20 protein-coding genes and 3 pseudogenes are annotated in these 25498 nt (G+C 41.9%); 20 read left to right on the forward strand and 3 right to left on the reverse strand.

Annotated elements, in window-relative coordinates; all coding sequences use genetic code 11:
* The first annotated feature begins 3 nt into the window (after window positions 1-3).
* The 4 genes from HMPREF2655_RS02510 (at window position 4) to HMPREF2655_RS02525 (ending at window position 3903) form a co-directional block, all read left to right on the forward strand.
* The gene (locus HMPREF2655_RS02510) at window positions 4-1044 is read left to right on the forward strand and encodes a glycopolymer--peptidoglycan transferase LytR (RefSeq protein ID WP_000592175.1); all 1041 of its coding nucleotides are present in this window, start codon (window positions 4-6) and stop codon (window positions 1042-1044) included.
* A gap of 72 nt (window positions 1045-1116) precedes the next feature.
* On the forward strand, window positions 1117-2373 hold the full coding sequence (locus HMPREF2655_RS02515; RefSeq protein ID WP_070837450.1) for a competence/damage-inducible protein A: 1257 nt from the start codon (window positions 1117-1119) through the stop codon (window positions 2371-2373).
* 54 nt (window positions 2374-2427) lie between these two features.
* Entirely contained in the window at window positions 2428-3579 is a 1152-nt protein-coding gene (gene recA, locus HMPREF2655_RS02520) for a recombinase RecA (RefSeq protein WP_001085520.1), read from the forward strand.
* Window positions 3580-3708: 129 nt separating this feature from the next.
* Window positions 3709-3903 (forward strand): PspC domain-containing protein, encoded by a 195-nt coding sequence (locus tag HMPREF2655_RS02525; RefSeq protein WP_000415527.1) that lies wholly within the window; start codon window positions 3709-3711, stop codon window positions 3901-3903.
* Between the two features lie 131 nt (window positions 3904-4034).
* Here HMPREF2655_RS02525 and HMPREF2655_RS02530 read toward each other — a convergent pair whose 3' ends face one another.
* A complete protein-coding gene (locus HMPREF2655_RS02530) occupies window positions 4035-4589 on the reverse strand; it encodes a GNAT family N-acetyltransferase (protein WP_001054828.1) in 555 nt (184 codons plus the stop codon).
* A gap of 109 nt (window positions 4590-4698) precedes the next feature.
* Here HMPREF2655_RS02530 and HMPREF2655_RS02535 point away from each other — a divergent pair, with 109 nt between their 5' ends.
* Window positions 4699-6069 (forward strand): MATE family efflux transporter, encoded by a 1371-nt coding sequence (locus tag HMPREF2655_RS02535; RefSeq protein ID WP_025171555.1) that lies wholly within the window; start codon window positions 4699-4701, stop codon window positions 6067-6069.
* Between the two features lie 96 nt (window positions 6070-6165).
* Window positions 6166-6882, forward strand: a complete 717-nt coding sequence (locus HMPREF2655_RS02540) for a YebC/PmpR family DNA-binding transcriptional regulator (RefSeq protein WP_000532894.1) — start codon at window positions 6166-6168, stop codon at window positions 6880-6882.
* 50 nt (window positions 6883-6932) lie between these two features.
* On the opposite strand, the gene HMPREF2655_RS02545 is transcribed toward HMPREF2655_RS02540, so the two are convergent.
* Window positions 6933-7637 carry a CD20-like domain-containing protein gene (locus HMPREF2655_RS02545; RefSeq protein ID WP_042899516.1) on the reverse strand — a complete coding sequence of 235 codons (705 nt, stop codon included), beginning with the start codon at window positions 7635-7637 and terminating at the stop codon, window positions 6933-6935.
* Between the two features lie 192 nt (window positions 7638-7829).
* Between HMPREF2655_RS02545 and HMPREF2655_RS02550 the strand changes: the two genes are divergently transcribed.
* From HMPREF2655_RS02550 to HMPREF2655_RS10510, 10 genes and pseudogenes are all read left to right on the forward strand, one after another.
* Window positions 7830-8291, forward strand: coding sequence for a MarR family winged helix-turn-helix transcriptional regulator (locus HMPREF2655_RS02550; RefSeq protein ID WP_000360526.1), 462 nt, complete (start codon window positions 7830-7832; stop codon window positions 8289-8291).
* Window positions 8275-10044 (forward strand): ABC transporter ATP-binding protein, encoded by a 1770-nt coding sequence (locus tag HMPREF2655_RS02555; RefSeq protein ID WP_000731798.1) that lies wholly within the window; start codon window positions 8275-8277, stop codon window positions 10042-10044. Before HMPREF2655_RS02550 ends, HMPREF2655_RS02555 begins: the two co-directional genes overlap by 17 nt.
* Window positions 10034-11794, forward strand: a complete 1761-nt coding sequence (locus tag HMPREF2655_RS02560; RefSeq protein WP_070837452.1) for an ABC transporter ATP-binding protein — start codon at window positions 10034-10036, stop codon at window positions 11792-11794. The genes HMPREF2655_RS02555 and HMPREF2655_RS02560 overlap by 11 nt, the downstream gene beginning before the upstream one ends.
* A gap of 96 nt (window positions 11795-11890) precedes the next feature.
* Window positions 11891-12394, forward strand: coding sequence for a phosphatase PAP2 family protein (locus HMPREF2655_RS02565; protein ID WP_070837454.1), 504 nt, complete (start codon window positions 11891-11893; stop codon window positions 12392-12394).
* Window positions 12395-12507: 113 nt separating this feature from the next.
* Window positions 12508-12954 (forward strand): LytTR family DNA-binding domain-containing protein, encoded by a 447-nt coding sequence (locus HMPREF2655_RS02570; RefSeq protein ID WP_049505407.1) that lies wholly within the window; start codon window positions 12508-12510, stop codon window positions 12952-12954.
* Window positions 12955-12959: 5 nt separating this feature from the next.
* Window positions 12960-13634, forward strand: coding sequence for a LiaF transmembrane domain-containing protein (locus HMPREF2655_RS02575; protein ID WP_070837456.1), 675 nt, complete (start codon window positions 12960-12962; stop codon window positions 13632-13634).
* 104 nt (window positions 13635-13738) lie between these two features.
* Window positions 13739-13927: a 50S ribosomal protein L28 gene (rpmB, locus tag HMPREF2655_RS02580; protein WP_001140948.1), complete on the forward strand. Its 189-nt coding sequence runs from the start codon at window positions 13739-13741 to the stop codon at window positions 13925-13927.
* Window positions 13928-14251, forward strand: a pseudogene (locus HMPREF2655_RS02585) (LPXTG cell wall anchor domain-containing protein); the annotation flags it as partial.
* Between the two features lie 19 nt (window positions 14252-14270).
* Entirely contained in the window at window positions 14271-17972 is a 3702-nt protein-coding gene (locus HMPREF2655_RS02590; RefSeq protein WP_063641739.1) for an SspB-related isopeptide-forming adhesin, read from the forward strand.
* 62 nt (window positions 17973-18034) lie between these two features.
* Window positions 18035-18300, forward strand: a pseudogene (locus HMPREF2655_RS10510) (hypothetical protein); the annotation flags it as partial.
* Here the strand turns inward: HMPREF2655_RS10510 and HMPREF2655_RS09905 are convergent.
* A pseudogene (locus HMPREF2655_RS09905) lies at window positions 18287-18509 on the reverse strand (transposase family protein); the annotation flags it as partial. The pseudogenes HMPREF2655_RS10510 and HMPREF2655_RS09905 overlap by 14 nt on opposite strands.
* A 365-nt stretch (window positions 18510-18874) precedes the next feature.
* Between HMPREF2655_RS09905 and rpmB (HMPREF2655_RS02600) the strand changes: the two are divergent.
* From rpmB (HMPREF2655_RS02600) to HMPREF2655_RS02615, 4 genes are all read left to right on the forward strand, one after another.
* On the forward strand, window positions 18875-19063 hold the full coding sequence (gene rpmB, locus HMPREF2655_RS02600; RefSeq protein ID WP_001140948.1) for a 50S ribosomal protein L28: 189 nt from the start codon (window positions 18875-18877) through the stop codon (window positions 19061-19063).
* A 152-nt stretch (window positions 19064-19215) separates the two neighbouring features.
* Window positions 19216-19581 (forward strand): Asp23/Gls24 family envelope stress response protein, encoded by a 366-nt coding sequence (locus HMPREF2655_RS02605; protein WP_000216434.1) that lies wholly within the window; start codon window positions 19216-19218, stop codon window positions 19579-19581.
* Between the two features lie 2 nt (window positions 19582-19583).
* Window positions 19584-21251, forward strand: coding sequence for a DAK2 domain-containing protein (locus HMPREF2655_RS02610; RefSeq protein WP_000036688.1), 1668 nt, complete (start codon window positions 19584-19586; stop codon window positions 21249-21251).
* A 176-nt stretch (window positions 21252-21427) separates the two neighbouring features.
* Window positions 21428-25498 (forward strand): YSIRK-type signal peptide-containing protein (locus tag HMPREF2655_RS02615; protein ID WP_049500831.1); only part of this gene is annotated, 4071 nt, incomplete at its 3' end.

Genomic DNA, 25498 nt, shown 5'->3' on the forward strand with positions numbered 1-25498 from the left:
GAGATGATTAAAAAATTAATTGGAATGGTGCTAGGTTTCCTAGCAGTAACAGTTTTAGGTGTAGCGGTTTATGGCTATACCATCTACCAACAGGGAACAGAAACCCTAAGTAAAAAGACTTACAAAAAAATCGGGGAAGAAACCAATGTTATCGAAGCGACGGAGCCTCTGACTATCCTCTTGATGGGGGTAGATACGGGAAATGTGGAACGTACAGACCCGTGGGCGGGAAATAGTGATTCCATGATTCTCCTGACGGTTAATCCCAAAACAAAGAAAACCACAATGATGAGTTTGGAACGGGATATTTTGACCAAGATTGAGACTGGAAACGGTCAAGTTCAGGAAGCCAAACTCAATGCGGCCTATGCTAATGGTGGTGCAGAACTTGCAATTTCTACTATTCAAAAGATGATGAATATCCACATTGACCGCTATGTGATGGTTAACATGCAGGGGCTTCAACAATTGGTGGATGCAGTTGGTGGGATCACCGTCAACAATACACTTGGTTTCCCAATTTCGATTGCTGACCAAGAGGAGTTTAATAAGATTTCCATCGGTGTTGGAGAACAAACCTTGAATGGTGAGGAAGCTCTGGTGTATTCACGGATGCGTTACCAAGACCCAGAAGGAGACTATGGTCGTCAAAAACGTCAACGTGAAGTCATTCAAAAAATCGTTGAGAAGGTTTTGAGCCTAAACAGTGTGAGCCATTATCAAGGTATCCTCAAAGCTTTGAGTGATAACATGCAGACCAATGTGGACTTGTCAGCTAAAAGCATTCCACAATTGCTCGGCTATCAAGATTCTTTCAAGAATATCGAAACGCATCAATTGCGTGGGGAAGATGCTGAGCTACAGGGAATTTCTTATCAGATTGTCACTTCAGAACATATGCTCGAGATGCAAAATCTCTTGCGTAGTTCGCTAGGTAAAGAGCCAGTGACAGAATTGGAAACCAATGCGGTACTGTACGAAACAGCCTTTGGTCGGACAGCTCCTTCAACCAGTACGAACGCTTCAAACGAAGAAGCAGAATAAGAAAAGAATCAAATCGTGGGAAATTTCCTGCGATTTTTTCAAAAAAATTCGAATAGATAAGTAGGAGGAAACATGAAAGCAGAAATTATTGCTGTCGGAACAGAAATTTTAACAGGGCAGATTGTCAATACCAATGCTCAGTTTTTATCAGAGAAACTAGCCGAAATCGGGGTAGATGTCTATTTCCAAACTGCTGTTGGAGATAATGAAGCTCGTCTTTTGTCCTTGCTGGAGATTGCGAGCCAACGTAGTAATCTTGTGATTTTGACAGGGGGCTTGGGACCAACTGAGGATGATTTGACCAAACAAACCCTGGCAAAATTTTTAGGAAAAGATCTAGTGTTTGACCCTCAAGCGCAAGAGAAACTGGATATTTTCTTTGCTCATAGACCTGACTATGCTCGGACACCGAATAATGAGCGCCAAGCCCAAATTGTAGAAGGGGCGACTCCACTGCCAAATGAGACAGGTTTAGCAGTAGGAGGGGTGTCGGAAGTGGATGGCGTGACCTACGTGGTCCTCCCGGGACCACCTAGTGAATTGAAACCTATGGTCTTAAATCAACTCTTACCTAAGTTAATGACTGGTACCAAGTTATACTCACGTGTGCTCCGTTTCTTTGGAATTGGGGAGAGTCAGTTGGTGACCATTTTGGCGGATTTGATTGACCATCAAACCGATCCGACTTTGGCGCCGTATGCCAAAACAGGAGAAGTGACCTTGCGCTTGTCTACAAAAGCAGTTAGTCAAGAAAAGGCTGATCAAGCGCTGGATATCTTAGAAAATCAAATCTTGAGTCGCCAAACTTTCGAGGGAATTTCTTTACGAGACATCTGTTACGGATATGGGGAAGAAACCAGCCTCGCAAGTGTCGTTGTAGAAGAGCTAAAGAAGAGACAGAAAAGCATTACTGCGGCAGAAAGCTTGACGGCAGGTCTCTTTCAAGCGACATTAGCAGACTTTTCGGGCGTTTCAGCAATCTTTAATGGCGGTTTTGTCACTTACAGCCTAGAAGAAAAGTCCAAGATGTTGGATATTTCCGAGCAAGAGCTAAAAGAACACGGGGTTGTTTCTGAGTTTACGGCTCGAAAAATGGCAGAGCAGGCACGGATCAAGACTCAGTCTGATTATGGAGTCAGTCTGACAGGTGTAGCTGGGCCAGATAGCCTAGAGGGTCATCCAGCTGGTACAGTTTTTATTGGACTGGCACATGCCAAAGGGACAGAGGTGATCAAGGCTAATATCGCAGGACGGAGTCGAGCAGATGTCCGATATATTGCGGTCATGCATGCCTTTAACCTAGTTCGCAAGGCTTTATTAAGTGACTAAATTTTGGTATAATGAAAGATAGGTCTAAGGACCAGTAGAATATAGGAGAACAAAATGGCGAAAAAACCAACAAAAAAATTAGATGAAATTGGGAAAAAATTTGGAGCAGACCGTGAAAAAGCATTGAACGATGCTCTTAAATTGATCGAAAAAGACTTTGGTAAAGGCTCAATCATGCGCTTGGGTGAGCGCGCGGAGCAAAAAGTTCAAGTGATGAGCTCAGGCTCATTGGCTCTGGACATTGCTCTTGGTTCAGGTGGTTATCCTAAAGGACGTATCATCGAAATCTATGGACCAGAATCATCTGGTAAGACAACGGTTGCCCTTCACGCTGTTGCGCAAGCACAGAAAGAAGGTGGTATTGCAGCCTTTATCGATGCGGAACATGCTCTTGACCCAGCCTATGCTGCAGCCCTTGGTGTGAACATTGACGAATTGCTCTTGTCACAACCAGACTCAGGAGAGCAAGGTCTTGAAATTGCTGGAAAATTGATTGACTCAGGTGCAGTTGACCTTGTCGTTATCGACTCGGTTGCGGCCCTTGTACCTCGTGCGGAAATTGATGGGGATATTGGAGATAGTCACGTTGGTTTGCAAGCTCGTATGATGAGCCAGGCCATGCGTAAACTTGGTGCTTCTATCAATAAAACCAAAACAATTGCCATCTTTATCAACCAATTGCGTGAAAAAGTTGGAGTCATGTTTGGAAATCCAGAAACAACACCTGGTGGACGTGCTTTGAAATTCTACGCTTCAGTCCGTTTGGATGTTCGTGGAAGCACACAAATCAAGGGAACTGGTGATCAAAAAGATACCAATGTCGGTAAGGAAACCAAGATCAAGGTCGTGAAAAACAAGGTAGCTCCACCATTTAAGGAAGCCTTTGTTGAAATCATGTACGGAGAAGGAATTTCTAAGACTGGTGAGCTCTTGAAGATTGCAAGTGATCTCGATATCATCCAAAAAGCGGGAGCATGGTACTCTTACAAGGGTGAAAAAATCGGACAAGGATCTGAAAATGCTAAGAAATACTTGGCGGATCACCCAGAAATCTTTGATGCCATTGACCACCAAGTCCGTGTTCAATATGGTTTGATTGAAGATGAAGAAAGAACAACTCCTACCTCTGTTGCAGAAGATTTAGCACCTAACCAAGAAGTAACACTTGACCTAGGCGACGGACTCGAAATCGAAATTGAAGATTAAAAATAAAAGCGGAGAAGTCTTTCTCTGCTTTTTATGTTTAAATATTAAGTCTCCATAAGCTTCAAAAGCGTAATAAAAGAGTATTTAATCAAAAAAATTAAATCATTCTATAAAAAGGAGACTACTATAATGGAAAAACGCCTTGTTCGAAACGTACAAGACAAAAAGATTGCTGGTGTTTGTGCTGGTATCGGTGACTACTTTAACATGGACCACACACTTGTTCGTGCACTTTGGATTATCTTCACCCTACTTGGTGGTTCTGGAATCTTAGCTTATGCTATTCTCTACTTCCTTCTTCCGGAAGGCAATGCAGAAGCTTAAGCCATAGAGAGAATAAAAGTTTATTCTGATCAGTTGAAAATAAAAAATGCATGTAATCGTAGATTACATGCATTTTTATATGTAGCTTCTATCGAAAAAGAGAGGTTCTTCACTGGATGGATAAGTCCTGTTTAATGGTCACTAAAACGACGATACTCTATATGAAAGTCAAAATAATGTTCATTCTGTAGCTTTTGGAAGATGTCGCGATAGGCTTCTTCGTCAAAATAGTCGCCACGGTAGAGAATTTCAAAACTCAAACCTTCGTACTCTAGAAAAGCATTGGCTGTTTTGAAACCATTTTGGCGGTAGAAGTCCATGCGTGCCTTTCTCTGCTCCAAGTTATCGCATTCTTCGTCCAATCGCTCGACTTCCAATAACATGGTTCGCTGGTAAAAATCAGTCAGCTTTTCGATGATTTCTTTTCCATATCCGTGGCTTCTCAAGTGGGGCATGATGGCAAAAAAGCTGATATAAAAAGCTTTTTGATTGGAGATGGCAAAAGCAAAGCCGACAAACTCTTCTTGGTTATAAAAGGCAAAAAAGTGAGCGTCTTCTCGGTCCTGATAGCGCAAGAACTCGGATAGAGGGACTCGTTCTTCCTTGGGGAAAGCTTCCTTGTTTAGCTTTTCAACCTTATCCAGATCGGGAAATGCATCGGTTATTAATTGACTGGTCAAATTCATAAATGACCTCCTTTTCTTGATTATAGCAAATTGTCTCTCTGTAAGCAATTGATTGCAAACTTAGTGATAGAGCCTTGTCGCTCCTTTAGAAAGCTGATATAATAGCTTTATGAATAAGAAACGATCCGTGGACTTGATACATGGTCCTATTCTTCCTGCGCTGTTAAGCTTTGCCTTTCCAATCTTGCTGTCAAATATTTTCCAACAGCTCTATAATACAGCTGACGTCTTGATTGTTGGACGATTTCTTGGTCAAGATTCCTTGGCAGCAGTAGGGGCGACAACTGCCATTTTTGACTTGATTATAGGCTTTACGCTTGGTGTTGGCAATGGCATGGGGATCGTCATTGCCCGCTATTATGGGGCTCGGAATTTTACAAAGATCAAGGAAGCAGTAGCAGCTACCTGGATTTTAGGTGCTCTTTTGAGCATTGTGGTCATGCTGATGGGATTTGTCGGTCTGTATCCACTCTTGCAATATTTAGATACTCCTGCAGAAATCCTTCCTCAGTCCTATCAATATATTTCTATGATTGTGACCTGTGTAGGCGTCAGCTTTGCCTATAATCTCTTTGCAGGTTTGTTGCGGTCCATTGGAGACAGTCTAGCAGCTCTTGGATTTCTGATTTTTTCTGCCTTGGTCAATGTGGTTCTGGATCTCTATTTCATTACGCAACTGCATCTGGGAGTTCAATCTGCGGGGCTTGCTACCATCATCTCGCAAGGCTTATCAGCTGTTCTCTGCTTTTATTATATCCGTAAGAGTGTTCCAGAACTGCTTCCTCAACTCAAGCATTTTAAATGGGACAAGGCCTTGTACGCGGATCTTTTAGAGCAAGGTTTGGCTATGGGTTTGATGAGTTCCATTGTGTCTATCGGTAGTGTGATTTTACAATCTTCGGTCAATACTTTTGGAGCTGTGATTATTAGTGCCCAAACAGCAGCTCGACGCATTATGGCTTTTGCTCTCCTTCCGATGACGGCTATTTCTTCTGCTATGACGACCTTTGCCTCTCAAAATCTCGGGGCCAAGCGACCAGACCGCATTGTTCAAGGTCTTCGAATTGGCAGTCGCCTGAGCATGTCCTGGGCAGGTTTTATTTGTATTTTCCTCTTTTTTGCCAGTCCTAGCTTGGTTTCCTTCTTGGCCAGTTCGACGGATGGATACTTGGTAGAAAATGGTAGCCTCTACCTGCAAATCAGTTCAGTCTTTTATCCGATTTTGAGCCTTTTGCTGATTTATCGCAATTGCTTGCAGGGATTGGGGCAGAAAGTCCTTCCTCTAGTTTCCAGCTTTATAGAACTAATCGGGAAGATCGTTTTTGTGGTCTTGATTATCCCTTGGGCAGGGTATAGGGGAGTTATTCTCTGCGAACCCCTTATCTGGGTTGCCATGACTACCCAACTGTACTTTTCACTTTTCCGCCATCCCCTGATAAAAGAAGGCAAGGCAATCTTGGCAACAAAAGGACAATCCTAGCTGGATTTGCTGAATAAAATCCATTTCCTCTAGTGAAAATCGAAAAAACTTGTGTTATAATAAGAAAGATTAAAATGTGAAAAAAGGAGATTCCTAATGGGACGTAAATGGGCCAATATCGTAGCCAAGAAAACGGCTAAAGATGGAGCTAACTCTAAAGTATATGCAAAATTTGGTGTAGAAATCTATGTAGCAGCTAAAAAAGGGGATCCAGACCCAGAATCAAACACTGCTTTGAAATTCGTTATTGACCGTGCGAAACAAGCCCAAGTGCCAAAACACGTTATCGATAAAGCGATTGATAAAGCCAAAGGAAACACAGACGAAACCTTTACAGAAGGACGTTACGAAGGTTTTGGACCAAATGGTTCTATGCTGATCGTTGATACTTTGACTTCTAACGTCAACCGTACAGCGGCTAATGTCCGTGCAGCCTTTGGTAAAAACGGCGGAAACATGGGTGCTTCAGGTTCGGTTTCATACCTCTTTGATAACAAGGGTGTGATCGTATTTGCAGGTGAGGACGCTGATGCAGTCTTTGAGCAATTGCTAGAAGCAGATGTGGATGTGGACGATGTAGAAGCAGAAGAAGGAACAATCACTGTTTACACAGCTCCAACAGACCTTCACAAGGCTATCGTTGCCCTTCGTGAGTCTGGGATTGAAGAATTCCAAGTGACTGAATTGGAAATGATTCCTCAGTCAGAAGTGGAATTGTCAGGCGAAGACCTTGAAACCTTTGAAAAACTTTACAGCGTTCTTGAAGACGACGAAGACGTACAAAAGATTTATACGAACGTAGATGGTTTCTAATTGAAAAACGAACAGTTTTACTAGCTGTTCGTTTTTTTTGATATTTGAACTTAAACTCTGGTTTCAGAGTCGTTTTGTTGCTTGCTTTTTTCTAAACCTAGACCGACTGCATGTTTTTGAACGAGCAAGAGCTGTCCATTGTCCTGTTTTGCAAAAGTTAAGGTAACAGTCTTGATCTTGTCTCCAATGGAGATATAGGTGATTTTTCTCGTATCGTACCCTCCGATAGTGGAGTCAAACTCGGAGTCTGGTAGTCCGTGTTTTTTGATAATATCCTTGTAGTTGGTACCACCTTTTCCTTTGTTGTCAAGGTCACCTTCGATTAAGGCGTCGAACTGTTCTTGGGTCCAGGTGAAGTTATCGTCTTCTTCCTCCTCTGGGATGGAATAGGCGCTATCATCTGTCAAGTCGCTTTCTTCTTCGCGTTCCATTGAGGCACTCGCCTCGCTGTAGGAACGGTTAAACTCCCTGACAAACTCTTTGTAGACATTAGCGTACAGTACCTGGGTCGTAAAGAAAAGTACAATAGAAGCAATTGACAGAGCTGTTCCAATAATGGCCATTGTTTTCCGTTTTTTGAGGTTGACGATAAGGCCGATAATCCCCAAGATAAATGCGACGATGGCGATGAAAAATGATAGATAGTTAATAAATGGAATCCAGGACCCTAAAAGTGCGATGGCTCCAAAAATGGTTGCCAAGATTCCTAAAACTCTTTGTTCTTCTGGTTTCATTTGAACGTTTTCTCCCTTCATCGAGTGAATGGATTTCTATCCACAGTAGTTAGTGCTTATTATAGAAAAAATATTGCCTAATGTCAATTTAAACTAAAATAGTTCTCTAGGAAACTTTTTTCTTGACATCTTTTCTGAAAATGATAAAATAGTTCTCATGGAAACTTATATAGTTCTTGTGAGAACTATATTTATCGTAAGAAAGGAGCAATCATGGACAAGCCGATGTTAATGTTCAAACGTTTTGGACACCAGGTTCATCTGATGGTACAGAAAGAAGCTAAGCGATGTGGCATTGAATTTATGGGTGGACCGCAAGGGCAGGTTCTGCGTTTTTTAGATCATTGTGAACAAAAAGAGGAACTGGTCTTGATTAAGGATATCGAACAGGAACTCAATATTACTAAATCTGTGGCGAGTAATCTAGTCAAGCGCATGGTGCAAAATGGTTTGGTTGAGCTAGAGGCGAGCCCGAGTGATAAGCGGGCAAAATTTGTTCGCCTGACGGAGAAATCGCGTTCGCAGATGCAAAAAGTTAAGGCATTTTTTGATCGGATCGATCAGAGTCTGCTAGAGGGTGTTTCAAAGTCAGACTTGGCAATCTTTGAAAAGGTACTCGGGCAATTGCAAGAAAATGTTGAGAAGATAGGAGGAGAGAATGAAGAAACTCGCTAAACGTATTACAGGAAAAGAGTGGGGAATGATCGTCCTTACGATTCTGTTTACTTGTTTCTCGGTCTATCTCGAGTTAGAGGTGCCGACTTACATTTCGCAAATTACAGAATTACTGGGAATGTCTGGAACGCAGTTGGGTGAACTCTGGTCACCAGCTGCGAAGATGATTGGTTTGTCTTTATTGGCTTTCTTTTCATCTGTTATGGTTGGTTTCTTTGCTGCTCGCGTTGCAGCGTCTTACACAACTCATTTACGAAGCGATATTTTTAATCGTGTTCTAGATTTCTCGCAGACAGAGATCAAACGTTTTTCAATCCCAAGTCTTTTGACTCGGACGACTAATGATATCACACAGGTTCAGATGCTCTTTACCATGGGCTTGCAAGTGGTTACTCGTGGGCCAATTATGGCTATCTGGGCCATTGGAAAAATCCTTGGGAAATCGGAATACTGGCTCTGGGCAGTCGTTGTGGCTGTTATTGTCAATGTTTTAATGACCACTGTTCTCATGACTCTGGCCTTTCCAAAACAATCTGTCATCCAAAAATTGACAGATAAACTCAATAGCATCACTCGTGAAAGTTTGACTGGGATTCGAGTTGTTCGTGCATACAATGCGGAAGATTATCAAGATAAGAAATTTGAAGCAGCCAACGATGAGGTAACACGTCTCAATCTCTTTGTCAATCGATTGATGGCGATTATGAACCCGATTATGATGGCGATTTCCAGTGGATTGAGTTTAGCCATTTACTGGATTGGTGCCTATATCATCAACGACGCAAGTTTGGCAGAACGTCTGCCACTCTTTAGTGATATGGTGGTCTTCATGTCCTATGCTATGCAGGTCGTGATGGGCTTCCTTCTCATGGGAGCACTCTTTATCGTTCTTCCTCGTACCTTGGTTTCGGCAGGACGTATCAATCAAGTATTGGATCTGCATTCTTCTATTGAAAATCCTAGTCATGCACAGACAGCGGATCCTTCAGTTCAAGGACAAGTGGAATTCCGTGATGTGACTTTCCGCTACTCAAAAAACTCTGAAGCAGTCGTGGAACATGTCACTTTCAAAGCAGAAGCGGGTCAAACCGTAGCCTTCATCGGATCGACTGGATCAGGTAAGTCTACGCTTGTCAACCTCTTACCACGTTTTTACGACGTTTCAGATGGACAAATCCTAGTGGATGGTGTCAATGTACAAGATTACAATTTGGAAGATTTGCGCAATAAGGTCGGCTATATTCCACAAAAAGCAGTCCTCTTCTCAGGAGATGTCAAGGGCAATCTAGACTTTGGTAAGAGTCAAGAAAGTCCTCTAAGTGAGACTGCTATGTGGCAAGCCCTTGAATTGGCCCAGTCTAAAGCATTTATCGAGGACAAGGAAGCAGGTCTTGCATCAGAAGTAGCCCAAGGTGGAACCAACTTCTCAGGAGGTCAAAGACAGCGTTTGGCCATTGCGCGTGCCTTGGCTCGTAAACCAGAGTTTCTCATCTTTGATGACTCTTTCTCAGCCTTGGACTACAAGACAGATCGTGTCCTTCGCCAAGAGCTAGCTGAGAAAACAAAATCCATGACCAAGCTCATCGTAGCGCAACGGATTTCTACCATTATGGACGCCGACCTGATCTTAGTTTTGGATCAAGGTAAAGTCGTGGGACAAGGCACCCACAAGGAACTTCTTGCAACCAACGAAGTCTACCAAGAAATTGCCTACTCACAACTATCGAAGGAGGAATTGGAACATGGAAAATAAAAAAGTTTCAGTCTGGAAACAGTGCAAACCTTATATGGCAGGCCTCCAACTCCCTCTCCTAATAGCAGTTGTGGCTGCAGTCATTTCAAGTATCATTACCGTTTATGGTCCAACTAAGATTAAGGAAATTACAAATTTGATTTCAGATGGTTTGGCTGCAGAAATCGACTTGGTAGCTGTGTCAAACATTGCTGGATTTTTGGTTGTTCTGTATGTATTTGGAACTATCCTTAATTATACACAGGCCTATATCTTTTCAACGAGCATTCAGCATTTTTCAAAACGCTTGCGGACAGCAATCGCTGAAAAAATCAATCGTTTGCCACTTGGCTATTTTGACCGTCATTCACAAGGAGATACCCTTTCGCGCGTGACCAATGATGTGGATACAGCAGCGCAATCTCTCAACCAAAGTCTAGGGACAGTTCTTTCAGCTAGTTTCTTGTTGATTGCTGTCTTGGTGACCATGTTTGGGATGAACTGGATTTTGGCATTGGTAACCGTTGTATCAACCCTTGTTGGTTTTGCGGCGGTTTCCGTAATCATGGCCAAGTCACAGGGTTATTTTAAAGCCCAACAAAATAATCTAGCGGCCGTCAATGGTTATGTGGAAGAGATGTACTCTGGCCATAATGTAGTGACCAGCTACAACGCAGTGGACACCTCCAAAGCGAGATTTGCAGGTTTAAACCAGGACTTGCATGATAGTATCTGGAAATCTCAGTTTATCTCTGGTATCATGATGCCAGCCATGTTCTTTGTTGGGAACTTTAGTTATGTCTTAGTCATCATCGTTGGGGCCGCGCTGGCGTTAGAAGGGCATATCACTATAGGGATTATTGTAGCCTTTATGGTTTACGTACGGACCTTCTCTCAACCTCTGTCACAGATTGCCCAAGGGATTACGAGCTTGCAACAAGCGAGTGCAGCCATGACTCGTGTATTAGAATTTTTGTCTGAAGCAGAGATGCAAGATGAATCTCATAAGGAAAGACAATTGGCCCATATGAAAGGGGAAGTAGTCTTTGATCACGTGTCCTTTGGCTATACACCAGAGCGCACCATCATCCATGACTTTTCTGCGACAGCTCATGCAGGTCAGAAGGTTGCTATCGTTGGACCGACTGGGGCTGGGAAGACAACCATTGTCAATCTTTTGATGAAGTTCTATGAGCTAGATAAGGGAAGTATCCGCATCGATGGTGTGGATACTAAGGACATGAAACGCTCAGAAGTACATGATGCCTTTTCAATGGTCTTGCAGGACACTTGGCTCTTTGAAGGAACCATTCGAGAGAACCTGATCTATAATCAGACAGACATCAGTGATGAACGAATGATGGAAGCCAGCAAGGCTGTGGGAATCCACCACTTTATCATGACTTTGCCAGATGGCTACGATACTATTTTGGATGACACCGTAACCTTGTCTGTTGGACAAAAACAGCTCTTGACCATTGCTCGTGCCCTTCTCAAAGATGCACCGCTCTTGATTTTGGATGAAGCGACATCCTCAGTCGACACACGTACAGAGGAGTTGATTCAAAAAGCCATGGACCGTTTGATGGAGGGTCGAACTTCCTTTGTCATCGCCCACCGCTTGTCAACTATTCGTAATGCAGATTTGATTCTTGTCATGAAAGATGGCAATATCATCGAACAAGGCAACCATGAGGAATTGATGGGCCAAGCTGGCTTCTATGCGGATCTCTACAACAGCCAATTCACAGAAGACCAAGCAGAAGAATAAATCAAAAGAAGGCTTGACGGCCTTCTTTTTCTGCTCTATACTAGAAGACAAACGTCTCACCTGTAGACGAAAACAAGGTAATGAATGAGAAATTTAATGAAAAATTATCAAGAATGGTATCGAAATATCAGCTCCAGGCTCACCAGCCATCCCACCCTTCTATTTCTGTTACGCAGTTTTAATCGCTTGATGACAGTCGCCATGCCCTTGGTCTATCTGATCTTGCTAGTCACCACTTATCTGAAACTGGGACTGGGTCAGCAAGTTGGGGTTTATGTGCTTATTCCTGCATCAGGTTTTGTGATTTTGTCTCTGTTTCGTAAGAAAATCAACCACCCGCGACCTTATGAAACTTGGGACATCAGTCCTCTGCTTGAAAAAGATAGCTCGGGACAGTCAATGCCCAGTCGCCATGTCTTTTCGGCAACTATCATCTCCATGGCCTGTCTGCATGCTAGTCTACCTGTTGGCTTAGCATGCTTGCTCTTTTCAGCTTTGCTGGGCTTGGTGAGGGTTTTAGGGGGTGTTCATTATCCCAAGGATGTCATCGCTGGCTATGCTTGTGGTATGGTGTGGGGCTTCCTTTTCTTCCTATTCTGATATGTAAGTCAAGCTAGTCTTACAACCACTTACTGCTTCAAATTGACCACTTGCTTTTTTGCCCTTGTATTCCTAACTTAGCTTTGATATAGTAGAGTCAGAAAGGAGATGTGATGAAGTTACGAATTGAGATTGACGGCAATTTAGATGAGACTGAAATTGTCATCAAGACCCCCACTTTGACAGATGAAATTGCAGATTTGCAACGACTTTTGCAAGAGTCAAAGGCTCCGAGGTTGACTTTTTACAAGGGGACAGGTGAATATTATCTAGACCTGTCAGAAATTCTCTTCTTTGAAACAGAAGGGAGCAAGATTTATGCTCATAACCAGAAGGAAGCCTATGAAGTTCGTCTCAAACTTTATGAGTTGGAGTCCATCTTACCTCGCTATTTTAGTCGAGTGTCCAAGTCAACGATCGCAAACATCCGTCAGATTTACTCAGTGGACAAGTCCTTTTCAGGAACAGGCACCATTTCCTTTTATCAGACGCACAAGGAGGTTCATGTCTCACGGCATTACCAATCCCTCCTAAAAGAAAATCTAAGAAACATGAGGTAAAAAACATGAAAAAGAAAGCATTTGGTATTGTTTTATTGGTTTTAGCAGCTTGGATCTTGCTGCAAGGGAATTTTGGAATTCCTTCTTTGGATGGCAAAATATGGCCTTTGATTGGTATCGTCTTTTTTGCCTACAAGTCAGTTGAATCCATTCTCAGACGCCATCTAACTTCAGCAGTTTTTACCGCTCTAGTAGCCTTAATGATTGCGAATCATTTTTATAACATTTTTCCTATTCCAAACCAGTCTTTGTTTTGGGCTAGTATCTTAGCAGTTCTAGGTGTTGGTTATCTGACGCATTCAAGTAAGTTCTGGAATGAAAAAAAATGGTGGTACGATGGCAAAAAAACAGTCGTCACGGATAAGGAAGTCGCTTTTGGTAGCGGGACCTTCTATAAGCAAGATCAAGATCTCGTAGATGACCAAGTGGAAGTCGCTTTTGGGGATGCTAAAATCTACTATGATAATGCAGAGATGTTAGGTGATTTTGCGACTTTAAATATTGAAGTGGCCTTCGGGAATGCAACTGTCTATGTTCCACAACACTGGCGTGTCGATTTGAAAGTAGAAACCTCCTTTGGTGCAGCTAAGGCAGATGCTCCTGTAGCGCCAACAAACAAAACCTTGATTATCCGTGGGGAAGTCGCTTTTGGTAAACTTGGAGTTGTTTACGTTAAATAAAAAATCATCGAATTTCCTTGCTAAAATAGAGAAAGTGTGCTAACATAGTGCTGCATGTGGTGCTAGCACATCCGCTATATTAGATCTAATAGGAGGAAAACACAATGGCTAAAGTATGTTACTTTACAGGTCGTAAGACTGTATCAGGAAACAACCGTTCACACGCGATGAACCAAACAAAACGTGCCGTAAAACCAAACCTTCAAAAAGTTACTGTTCTTATCGATGGAAAACCTAAAAAAGTTTGGGCTTCAGCTCGTGCCTTGAAATCAGGTAAAGTTGAACGCGTTTAACAAAAAGGGAAGTCACAAATTGGAACAGCATCTACGTCAACAGGTCAGGCAGTGCATGATATTACGAAATCACCTGTTCAAACTAGCACAGGTGATTCTATTGTTAGCACTCAAAATGGGCATCTTATCCTTTCAGATGGTTCTGTAGTTGCTCCTGAAGCACTTGGAGCTGTTACAAATGAAGACAAGATAATCAGTGTTTCAACTGCGGATGGTAAAATGGTAACTTTGCCAAACACAGGAACAGAACAAAGTTTCCCAGCTGTAATTGGTGGCATGTTGTTGACAGCAGTAGGTTACTTTTACAAGAAAAAACTATTTTAATTAAGAAAAGGAGAGATATATGACAGAAAAAACACAAGGACACGGATATTTCCGTAAGAAAAAATGGGCTAAAGGCCTGGTATCAGGAATTGCAGTTGCAGGTATTGTAGCCTTCTCTGCAGGTTCTGTATTGGCGGATGAAGCAGTTCAGCCTGAAATTGAAAACGACAATAACATGTACGCTACACAAGCTGGTAAAACAACAGGAAGCCAGTCCGTAGCGATTGATAATAGTGCAGTCACAAAGGCTGCTGACAAGGCTAAACAAGCTGGAGTAGTTGTATCTGAGACATCAAGCATTGATAAGGGTACAAATACTACCTCATCAAGTCTTGAACAGTCTAAGGCTGAGATTAAACAAGACCAGACTAAGCAAATAAAGGCACTTGAAGAAACGACTGAAAAACAAGTTCAAAACAATGAAGCCTTTAAGGAAGCGCAGGAAGCCATTCAAGCTAATAATAGCTTTGTGGCCACTGAAAAAGGCAAGCACGAACAATCAACAACTGTTACAGTGACGAATGATGGTTCGACTGCCACAGATGGGACAGCGACTCAAAACAACAAAGCTACTCAAACAGCTAAGAAAGTCTTAGCAGGAAATCAGCAAGCTGTCTCAACCTACCTGGAAGAAAAAGGGAAGTACGAAGCTACTGTCAAACAAGCTACTGAATTAAATCAAGCAGTAGAAGCTGCTGCAATAGATTTGGAGAAAAAGGATGTAACGGTTAAGGTTGTGACACGTACCGTTTCTTCAATCGCAGAAGTAGAAGAATTGAAGAAACAAAATGACAAAGCTATTGCAACTGCAAAAAGCAAAGTGGAGCTTAACAAAGCCATCATGGCTGCCTATGCAGAGAAGAAGAATGCTAGTGATCAAGTTAATCAAGATGCTGATCGTAAATCAACAGATTTGAAAAACTCTGGTGTACTTTTAACCTCTAAAACACAGGAAGTTTCTTCAGCTGATGAAGCGAAGCAAATTGGGGAACAAAACCAAGCAGCTTATGACAAAGCTAAGCAGACCCAAGCGGAATGGCAGAAGAAGTACGATGAGCTTCGAGCTAAGACAAGCACGGAAGGCTACATAAAAGAAGTAGTCTTGCAAGCCATTAGTGTTGCGACAGCAAATCCTGAAGCAACAGTGGAGTCCTCTGCTCCAGGAGCGCAGGTAACTACTAAAGGTTACATTCTCTCATCAAAAGGAACCTCAGGCTATGCTCGTATTCTTGACTCGACTAAAGTCTTGAAATACGAGGATGTTGGCACTGGATGGAAAACAGAAGTTGACTACACTAATCTGAAAGGTTTGACTGTTTCAACTGCAGATGGTAAAAAGCATGATATTTCTCGTATCCATCGAAAATTCGAGATTCTTAATCAAGGGAAGACAGGATTGAATGATGTCTATGTCTTGAATGACCCAACAGAAGGATTCGTAGTAGCTCGTAACGATGGAACCGGTGTACCAGCAGACTACATGAATTTCTTGGTTACGGATACCTACTACTACAACGTGGATGGGAAAGAAGTAGCTTTCAAAGCAAGTGAAAAGACTCCTGCAACCCTGACCTATTCTTCACTCAATCACAATCGTATTGGTTGGGAAGGTGCGAAAGCCATTAACGGAACTCATGTTGAAATTAACGGCTCAACTGTAAGCTATAACAAGAATAATGGTTATGTTCGCGCTGAAGGCTACAACGACCAACAAGATGTGGGGCATCTTTGGGATAAATCTGACTCACCTTACCAATACAAGGGAGCTGCACTTGGTGTCTTTAAGGAAGGGACAGCCTTCACATCCGAATTTATCCAATGGGATGGACCAGATAATTCAGGTGGCCAAACTTTCTGGTTTGCTTTGAATACGAAGGCTTTAGCGCCGGTTGTTGGAGTTCCAGCTACTGCAACCATTACTAAAACAACCGTGAAGCCAGTTAAGACTGAACCTGTATCAGCTGAATTGGTCAATGCGAAAAATCCAGCCAAACCAACCTTGGCGCTTAAAACTCTATCTGAAACTAAAAATCAGAAGTTATCCGCAAGCTATCACGGTTACAAATTGCAGTATAAACCTACTGTCCGCAAGTCTGTATCTGACACAGATAAAACGAATACAGATGGCCAAACAGTTGCTAAAAACGATACGCAGCTCTACACATTGAATCATGACAATATCTATGCGAACCTTAAAAAAGGTGACAAGATTACTATCATTGATCCACTCGAAGCTGGAGCAGTTCCTGATGTAGCTGTGACGAAAGCAACTGCAGAGAAAGCGGGATGGAGCGTTGCCTATGATGCAGGAAAGAATACTTATACCTTTACTGCAACCTACGAAGGGAAGCGCTTAGAAGCTCCTGTGATTACCTGGAAACCAATCTATGACAAGGGCTTCTATGACAACACTTATAAAGTGTTAGTGAATAACTATGAAGTTTTCTCAAATACTGTTACGAACTACACTCCAAGACCTCCAAAACCAGTCAAATCTGTGTTAGATCATTCTGGAAAGGATATCAATGGTGCTAAAACATTTGATCGTAACGTGACCTTCCGCTTGATGACAGACTACAGTTCTTATGCCAAAACTCTTGCTTCAGCGAGCGCACTTGGTAAGGAGTTTGCAATCTTAGATGATGTTCAAGACAAAGCCTTCACAGTTGACCACAGCAAGATCAAGATGACTGCTGCTGGTAAAGACGTGAAAAACCTATTTGACATGTATCATGTACTTTCAGATGCAGGACGTACTGATGCAATCAATAAAATTTTGAAGGAATTGAACTTGCAACCTAAAGGTGAGTTCTATCTCTGGGTAGCCAAGGATTCTAAGAGTTTCTATCAGAACTACGTGAAACCAAATAAGAATGTTACTGTTGATCTTCCAGCCAAACTCTTGGTTAAAGCAGGGGACAAAGTCGAGAATGACTTTAAACAGATTGACTTTGGGAATGGCTATCAATCAAACCTTGTGACTGTCTCAGTTCCTGATGTGAAGCCAGAGAAACATGCCCTGGATCAAAAGAATAATAAGAAAGTCTTGGACGGTCAAGAGGTACAGATTGGCCAATACATCCGCTATCTACTTGATGGCGTAACTGTTCCAGCTAAACATGATAGCCTCTTCCAATATGACGGTAGTGACCAGTTAGATGTGGTTCATGATCGATATACAGGTAAGTGGCAAGGCATTTTCAAGGGTACAGAGTACACAGCTGAGAAAGACCTTATCTTGCCTTATGATGTCATCCTGAAGGATGGTAAAGTAGTCAAAGCTGGTGACAAGATTGTCAAAGGTACAGCTTATGCCTTCTTATTTGAAGTGAACCAGGATACAAATCCTGACTTCCTCAAGAAGATTGTGGCCGTCAAATGGGACGAAAAAGCAGGCAAATGGTCGTATGTTATCAATCAAGACTTCCTAAACTCTCTAGGCGTTAAAGGAACCTTTGATGCAGACTTCTACATCGAGGTAGAACGTATCTCGGCTGGGAAGGTTGAAAATACCTTTATCAATACAGTCAATTTACAAGAGATGACAGCGAAAGTGACAACAACAACGCCAGAACCTCCAAAACCAGAGCCTAAAGAACCAGGCAAGCCACAACCGCAGCCATCACTTCCAAATACAGGAACAGCAGCAAGCATGCTTCCAGTTGTGGGAATGATTTTGGGATTGTTGGGTCTTGCAGGTTTTCGTAAGCATAAAAAATAGAACATCTAGTAATTCCCCCTCATCCATGGTATAATGAAGCCATAAAAAGAGGGGGAAGAGAGATGATAAAGGACACGAAAATGGATGCATATGTGACTAGAAGTGGTTATAGATACTACACTCCAACTCAAAAAAATCAGAAGTTACCAGGTCTGAAGAAGAGAAGAAGTGGAAACAAGGCCTACGTTGGCTAGGAAAAGCTGTCTGGTCAGGAATGGAAACCCTACCGAGTGTGATTGCGAAAGCTGCCGTTTTGATGGTTACGACTCCACTCATGTTTCTCCTCTTTATCTTTAATCTGATTAAGGGCTTGATTGCGACAGACATTTTTTTACAGATTTTACAGCGGAAACGGCGCTTTCTCAATCGAATGAGAGTCTTGTAACCCGCACACTCTAAATAGGGAATTTTTGATTCTTTCCGGAAGTCATATTTAGTCATTTGTCCTTGGAAGTGAGGGTATTTAGGAGCAGGATAATCCAGCTTAGCGATGATTTCTTTATGAGTTCCAGCATCTAGAACATCCAAAATAGTAATGTTCTAGTCTTTGATCCCCAGTGTGTTTGTGATAAAATTGAATGGTTCCATATAAGTCTTTTTAATGATGGTTTGGTCGCTTTTCATTATAGATCTTATGGGACTTTTTTCTACAACAAATAGGCTCCATCATTCCTACAGTGGTTTTACCCACTACAGAAATTACAGAGCCGAAACTTTTTCCAGTTTTTTGTCTGAAAAATCTCGCTTTCTTATGGAGTTATAAGGATATTTGACTAGTCCCAAAAATTTAGACACTAAAAAGTCTTCGAATTTCCTTGCCAAAATAGAGAAAGTGTGATAACATAGTACGGTATGTGGTGCTAGCACATCCGCTATATTAGATCTAATAGGAGGAAAACACAATGGCTAAAGTATGTTACTTTACAGGTCGTAAGACTGTATCAGGAAACAACCGTTCACACGCGATGAACCAAACAAAACGTGCCGTAAAACCAAACCTTCAAAAAGTTACTGTTCTTATCGATGGAAAACCTAAAAAAGTTTGGGCTTCAGCTCGTGCTTTGAAATCAGGTAAAGTTGAACGCGTTTAATAAAAATGAAAAGACCTAACTGGTCTTTTTCTTTTGCTCTAAGGATAAAACCATTTGAAAAATAGAGTAAATATCCGCAGATACAGCATTCTGCTTTTACACTTGGGCTGAAATATGATAAAATAGAGTATCAACTAGTTGAGGTAAAAAAAATGACTGTAAAAATTAATACAAAAGATGGTCAAATCGAACTGACAGATGAAGTGATTGCAACCGTAGTAGGTGGTGCCGCAACTGAGATTTTTGGAGTGGTCGGTATGGCTAGTAAAAATGCCCTCAAAGACAATTTCCAAGCCCTTCTTGGTAAGGAAAATTATTCTAAGGGTGTTGTTATAAAAGCAGCCGAAGATGGTAGCATTGCAGTTGATGTTTATACTGTATTGAGCTACGGAGTAAAGATAAGCGAAGTGTCAAAAAACATTCAAGAGCGTGTTCGTTTTAGTTTAGAAAATCAACTAGGAATTACTGCTCAGACTGTGAATGTCTACATTCAAAATATCAAAGTTGTAGGAGAATAATCGTGTCAAAAATTACTACCAGTTTATTCCAAGAGATGGTGCAAGCTGCATCAACTCGTTTGAATAAGCAAGCAGAATATGTCAATTCATTGAACGTCTTTCCAGTTCCAGATGGAGATACTGGGACAAACATGGGAATGACCATTGAAAATGGTGCCAAAGAAGTAGCAGATAAGCCTGCTTCTACAGTTGGAGAAGTAGCGAGCATTCTTGCTAAAGGTCTTTTGATGGGTGCGCGTGGGAACTCAGGGGTTATCACTTCTCAGCTCTTCCGTGGCTTCTCTCAGGCTATCAAGGAAAAAGATGAATTAACAGGTCAAGACTTGGCTCTTGCCTTCCAATCCGGTGTCGAAGTAGCTTATAAAGCGGTTATGAAACCAGTTGAAGGGACCATTTTGACTGTTTCTCGTGGAGCGGCTATTGGTGCCAAGAAAAAAGCGGAGCAAACAGATGATGCTGTTGAGGTCATGCGTGCAGCCTTGGAAGGCGCAAAAGCAGCTTTGGCTAAGACACCAGAAATGCTTCCAGTCCTTAAGGAAGTTGGTGTGGTAGACTCAGGTGGTCAAGGTTTGGTCTTCATCTACGAAGGATTCCTTTCAGCTCTTACTGGTGAATACAGTGCTTCTGAAGACTTTGTAGCTACTCCTGCCAACATGAGTGAAATGATTAATGCAGAGCATCACAAGTCTGTAGCAGGTCATGTGGCAACTGAGGATATTACCTTCGGTTACTGTACGGAGATCATGGTAGCCCTCAAACAAGGTCCAACTTATTCTAAGGACTTTGACTACGATGAATTCCGTAACTACTTGAATGACTTAGGCGACTCACTGCTTGTTGTCAACGATGATGAGATTGTCAAAGTTCACGTCCATACAGAAGATCCAGGTCTTGTCATGCAAGAAGGTCTCAAATATGGTAGCTTGATCAAGGTAAAAGTGGACAACATGCGTAACCAACACGAAGCGCAAGTTGAAAAAGAAGCAACTCAAGGCAACAAGCCTGCTGAAACAAAAGAGTATGCCCTTATCGCAGTAGTAGCTGGTCAAGGTTTAGCAGATATCTTCCGTGCCCAAGGTGTGGATTATGTTATCGAAGGTGGTCAGACAATGAACCCTTCAACAGAAGACTTTATCAAGGCTGTTGAACAGGTCAATGCTCGCAACATTATCTTCTTGCCAAACAACAAAAATATCTTTATGGCAGCTCAGTCTGCGGCTGAAGTGCTTGAACAACCTGCTGTTGTGGTAGAAGCACGTACAATTCCTCAAGGGTTGACCAGCCTTCTTGCCTTTGATCCAAGCAAATCAATCGAAGAAAACAAAGAGCGCATGACTGCGGCCCTTGGTGATGTCATCAGCGGTAGTGTAACAACAGCCGTTCGTGATACAACTATCGATGGATTAGCAATTCATGAAAATGATAATCTGGGTATGGTCGATGGGAAAATCCTCGTGTCAAATCCTGACATGCACCAAACCTTGACAGAAACTTTGAAACATATGTTGGACGAAGATAGTGAAATCGTAACCTTCTATGTCGGTGAAGACGGAAGCGAAGAACTTGCCAATGAAATTGCCCAAGAAATCGCAGAAGAATTTGAAGATGTTGAAGTAGAGATTCACCAAGGTCAACAACCCGTATATCCATATCTTTTCAGTGTGGAATAATGGTAAAAATTGAATGAAAACAACAGAAGGAGGCTGGTTTTTCAGCTTCCTTTTTCTATGCAAACGGAGTTATAAAGAAATTTATGTAGAAATGAACATTCTATTGGAAATTCGATTTACTATAAGTTATAATGATAAAGCTATTATATTAGATTAAGTATGAATATAAAGGAGAAATGATGAAGAAAAAAATTTTTAATCAATCTTTTTCCCGCTTTTCAATTAGAAAGTTAAGTGTTGGGACCTGTTCGGTATTGCTAGGAACCTTTATGGTCATGGCTACTTCTCCAGTGCAAGCGGATGAAGCTCAAGTCAACAATAAGGAACAACAAACGCAGGCGGAAATTCAACAGAAGGAAAAAAGTGCTGAGAATGGGCAGGAAGTCATTTCTGAGCCTCAAAAAGTGGTAACACAGAACGAAGCGGTTAAGGAGCTGGAGGATAAAGCTGAACCGTCCAAAACAGAAGTATCTGCACCAGTCTCTCAGAGCCAACCAGTTTCTCAAGTTGACAATACGAAGGAAGCGAGTCAGCCTTCTTTAGATGAGGAGAAAAAGCAATCTCTAGAATCAACTCAAACTGAGCAGAAAAGCAAGGAAGAAAGTGGCTCTAGCGGGAAAACTTCTTCTAGGCGCAAGAGATCGCTAGATGAAGTCAATGCAGAATTTAAAACTCATTCGCCAATCAAGGATATCCATGCGGTAGATAGTGTTCGTGAGTCCATGACTTTTAGTATTACTGGACACGAAGCAGACTATTCTGGTGGGTATATCAAAATTCATTTCCAAAATGGGAAGGCTATTAAATTGACCCCTTCTCCAGTCGGTGGTGTAAAGTTCAGCCAAGAAAAAATAAATGGAGACCTTGATTTAAAGATAGAACCTGCAAATCTGAGAGGTGGAGCAAACTATAACTTCGTCTATACTTTTCAGATAGATCCTCTGACGCATAACTGGGGAGGTGCTGTCCAAGCAATTGGGCCGGACCATAAAGTGACCGCAACTGCTAAGCTCTATGACAAAAATGACAATGTCCTCAAAGAACTTGGAAGCATTGAACACACGTGGAAAGTCTTAGAAAACGGTGTAGGGGGTCTGACTCCAATGTCTGGCAATCAGGTCATTGGCTACGATCGAAATAACGATGGTATTGTCGACGATGATTCATCGGTCGTGTCCTACTATCTATTTAACGGTGCGAAAGATCCTAAGAATAATACGGCAAGAAATGATTACTTCAACTATGGAAATGGTGTCTTTGATGGTCGTATGATCAATGGTATGGGGATTAGTGATGTCGGGGGGAATATCATTGATCCTGTCACATCTTATACCTATAATATAGAGTTAAAAGAAGGTTATGAATTGACAGATGAAGCTAAAGCTCTAGGATGGACTGCCGATGCGACGGGTTACCATCTGACGATTAACAGAGCTAACAATCCGCTTCAAGATATTAATAACAATAAAAATAAGCTCATTCCAATTTCTTTCAAGTTAAAGAATGCCAAAGTAGCAGATATCAATAGAAAAGCGCAAAACCTAACCGTGACGGGTATCTATACGAAAGCAGATGGGACTAGCTATCAAAATACGGCCGTTCTTCCCTATACTCTCTTTGTTCAAAAAACAGATCAGCCAGAGTCTTCTCTCTTTGAATTTAGACACTATAATCAGTCTGACTCGGAGATGATTCGTTCTTATGGTGAAACAGAATACCGTTCTTATGTTCGACTTTCATCAGTTGCTGAGGTTGAAAAAGATTATCCTATCAATGACTACACGGTCACCCATAAAATACAGGATTCACGAGAGTCTTATCGAGAAGTCAATGCGATTGAGGATCGTTATTGGAATGAATTTTTCTCTTCACCGGATGCATCTGTAGAAGTATACAATAAAGCTACAGGTGAGTTATTAGGCACTTTTAACAGTAGCACTCGTAGTCTACGACTGACGGAAGAGCAAGATGTGAAGGAACTGGAGTACAAGTTTAAAAACATCAAGATGAGGAAGTCCTCAACAAATGATACATCAATGTTTGTTTTCCAAACCAAAACACGTTTTAATAATTGGGAAAGTCTCTATAAAGACTCGACGATTAGTAAGTTGGATTCTAGAACGGATTCCACTTTTAAGAATACTCGTAACACTGTTTCCTTATCTCAAACGGCCTCAGCCGAATTAACACGCGTTAGCCAGCAAATTTCGATGATTGGACGCCGTCGGACAGATGTCTTCAATCGACACACAGATGCTTCTGGTTTTAAGGAAGATTTTATCACAAGGACTGCGGGTAAAGAAACTCCTACTCAGAACTTCGCAAACTTGACGGGAGTTTACCATCTGGCTTATTTGGCTGATCCACAATTAAACTTTAGTGGAAATCCTAATTTTAAGGTCTATTATAATTACAAAGATACTGGGAAAACTCTCTACTATGCCCAAGTAAAGGGGACTCCAGACTCCCCTATGCCTGCAACACTTTTGAAGTTAGAAAACAAGACGATTCCAAATGGGACCTACACCTATAAAGCGATTGCTTTTTGGGACGAGGAACTTCCTGACGTTCAAGCTCAGAATGGTTACGACTTAGGGGAGCTCGACGGCATTACAGTTACCTCGAAAAATTCGGTTTCTTATGACTTCGATGTGATCGTACAGGCTTCTGAAGCGAGTGGTGTCTACTCTGAAGTGAAGAGAGCTACAGATCAACACTTTGCCTATAATACCCAAGAGCACTATCCTGGTGATGAGATTGATTTCAGAGTGACCTATAAAAACGCAGCGAAACAGGCGGTTTCAGATGTCTATGTTTTATCATCCCTGCCGATGAAAGGCGATAAACAGCTAGAATCCAGAAATCGTGGTTCTGAATTTACAGTGAGTTTGACAAAAGCTTTAACACCACCTTCAGGCTGGGAGGTTCAATATAGTCGTATCGCGGGTACTGCTGCAGAAATTAATGCTTCACAATGGCTCACAGCAGATCAAGTGTCGGATTGGTCAGAGATTCGTGCAGTTCGTTGGCATTCGACTGCTCCGGTTGCTGCTGGAAGTAGGGTTCAATTTCCTATCGATGGAGCAGTTATCGGGCAAGATACTGCCCCAGGTGCTACGGCTTATCTTTCTTCGGCTCTGGCAAATGGCAGTTCCAAGTACACTGAGTCCAATAATGTTTCAATCCAAATGTCTACCAAACTGTCATCTGCAAGTTTTACCTTTGTGGATGTAAATGATCCGTCTAAGGAAGTGCAACTAGGCCAGGTAGACACAGTTGTAGGAAAATCTAATGGACCAATTTCTTATGATCCTGCTCGTCGAATTAAGAAATTGGAAGATGCAGGATATGAACTGATCAGTAACGATTTTATAGATCATACCTTTGGTGACTCGGCTAGTCCAAAACAATTCAAGTTTCAGTTTAGACACAAGATTACAGAACTAACCGAAACTGTTCGTGGAACTCGTGAAATTAATTATGAGTATTACAGAAAAGCAAAAAATCCTGATTTATCGCTTCTTCCTCCCAGACATGTAGAATCCCATTCGTTTACTCGAACGAAGAGAATCGATCAGGTTTTGGCAAAAATCCACCCAAATGATGCGACAGCAGGTGTGACTTACTCAGCCTGGTCTGTAGACCAAACTTGGTCTCAAGTGATTTCGCCTGAAATTCCTGGCTATTACCCAGGTGAAGATATTGACGCAAATACATTGTCGGGAGATGAGGCTCTTGATCAATATTGGATTAGTGCGATAAATCCGAGCGATGAAGAGTTGGAAAAAGAATTCTCTTGGGATAGGTTGGTGTATTATGTTCCGCTTCCAGTTGTACCTTCAGCAAGTGTAGCGAAATCTAAAGGCTTTCAAGGGCAGAAGCAGGCAGCAACGATTCAATTTGATGAGGATAGAGCAAGCGAGAGTGCGGTTCACTTTACAAAAGGGACAACAACCATTAATGGAGCAAAGAAATCCGTCGAACTAGTCCAAAGTAGTGTCTTTCTTTATGATGAGAATGGACAAAAGGTAACTTCGCTAACCATTGCCAACCAAGGGACGTACGATTTAGATCTTGTAAATAAAACAATTGTCTTTACTCCACTGAAAACCTTCTATGGTCCGGCAACTCCAGTTCGAGTTGGAGTGGTGGATAAAAATGGAGAGTCGGCTGTAACGACCTATACCCCAGTTGTTGAGAAAGTAACGCCAACTGGTACAGGTGATAAGACAGAAGGACTTCAAGGT

The organism is Streptococcus sp. HMSC066F01 (genome assembly GCF_001837335.1).
Classification (GTDB): Bacteria; Bacillota; Bacilli; order Lactobacillales; family Streptococcaceae; genus Streptococcus; species Streptococcus oralis_S.

What these genes read in the sequence shown, in the direction of transcription:
- rpmB (WP_001140948.1), top strand. Translation starts at nt 13,739, where the DNA reads ATGGCTAAAGTATGTTACTTTACAGGTCGTAAGACTGTATCAGGAAAC.
- HMPREF2655_RS02545 (WP_042899516.1), bottom strand. Translation starts at nt 7,637, where the DNA reads ATGAAGGGAGAAAACGTTCAAATGAAACCAGAAGAACAAAGAGTTTTA.
- HMPREF2655_RS02605 (WP_000216434.1), top strand. Translation starts at nt 19,216, where the DNA reads ATGACTGTAAAAATTAATACAAAAGATGGTCAAATCGAACTGACAGAT.
- HMPREF2655_RS02525 (WP_000415527.1), top strand. Translation starts at nt 3,709, where the DNA reads ATGGAAAAACGCCTTGTTCGAAACGTACAAGACAAAAAGATTGCTGGT.
- HMPREF2655_RS02535 (WP_025171555.1), top strand. Translation starts at nt 4,699, where the DNA reads ATGAATAAGAAACGATCCGTGGACTTGATACATGGTCCTATTCTTCCT.
- HMPREF2655_RS02515 (WP_070837450.1), top strand. Translation starts at nt 1,117, where the DNA reads ATGAAAGCAGAAATTATTGCTGTCGGAACAGAAATTTTAACAGGGCAG.
- recA (WP_001085520.1), top strand. Translation starts at nt 2,428, where the DNA reads ATGGCGAAAAAACCAACAAAAAAATTAGATGAAATTGGGAAAAAATTT.
- HMPREF2655_RS02530 (WP_001054828.1), bottom strand. Translation starts at nt 4,589, where the DNA reads ATGAATTTGACCAGTCAATTAATAACCGATGCATTTCCCGATCTGGAT.
- HMPREF2655_RS02565 (WP_070837454.1), top strand. Translation starts at nt 11,891, where the DNA reads ATGAAAAATTATCAAGAATGGTATCGAAATATCAGCTCCAGGCTCACC.
- HMPREF2655_RS02555 (WP_000731798.1), top strand. Translation starts at nt 8,275, where the DNA reads ATGAAGAAACTCGCTAAACGTATTACAGGAAAAGAGTGGGGAATGATC.
- rpmB (WP_001140948.1), top strand. Translation starts at nt 18,875, where the DNA reads ATGGCTAAAGTATGTTACTTTACAGGTCGTAAGACTGTATCAGGAAAC.
- HMPREF2655_RS02570 (WP_049505407.1), top strand. Translation starts at nt 12,508, where the DNA reads ATGAAGTTACGAATTGAGATTGACGGCAATTTAGATGAGACTGAAATT.
- HMPREF2655_RS02540 (WP_000532894.1), top strand. Translation starts at nt 6,166, where the DNA reads ATGGGACGTAAATGGGCCAATATCGTAGCCAAGAAAACGGCTAAAGAT.
- HMPREF2655_RS02560 (WP_070837452.1), top strand. Translation starts at nt 10,034, where the DNA reads ATGGAAAATAAAAAAGTTTCAGTCTGGAAACAGTGCAAACCTTATATG.
- HMPREF2655_RS02575 (WP_070837456.1), top strand. Translation starts at nt 12,960, where the DNA reads ATGAAAAAGAAAGCATTTGGTATTGTTTTATTGGTTTTAGCAGCTTGG.
- HMPREF2655_RS02590 (WP_063641739.1), top strand. Translation starts at nt 14,271, where the DNA reads ATGACAGAAAAAACACAAGGACACGGATATTTCCGTAAGAAAAAATGG.
- HMPREF2655_RS02550 (WP_000360526.1), top strand. Translation starts at nt 7,830, where the DNA reads ATGGACAAGCCGATGTTAATGTTCAAACGTTTTGGACACCAGGTTCAT.
- HMPREF2655_RS02510 (WP_000592175.1), top strand. Translation starts at nt 4, where the DNA reads ATGATTAAAAAATTAATTGGAATGGTGCTAGGTTTCCTAGCAGTAACA.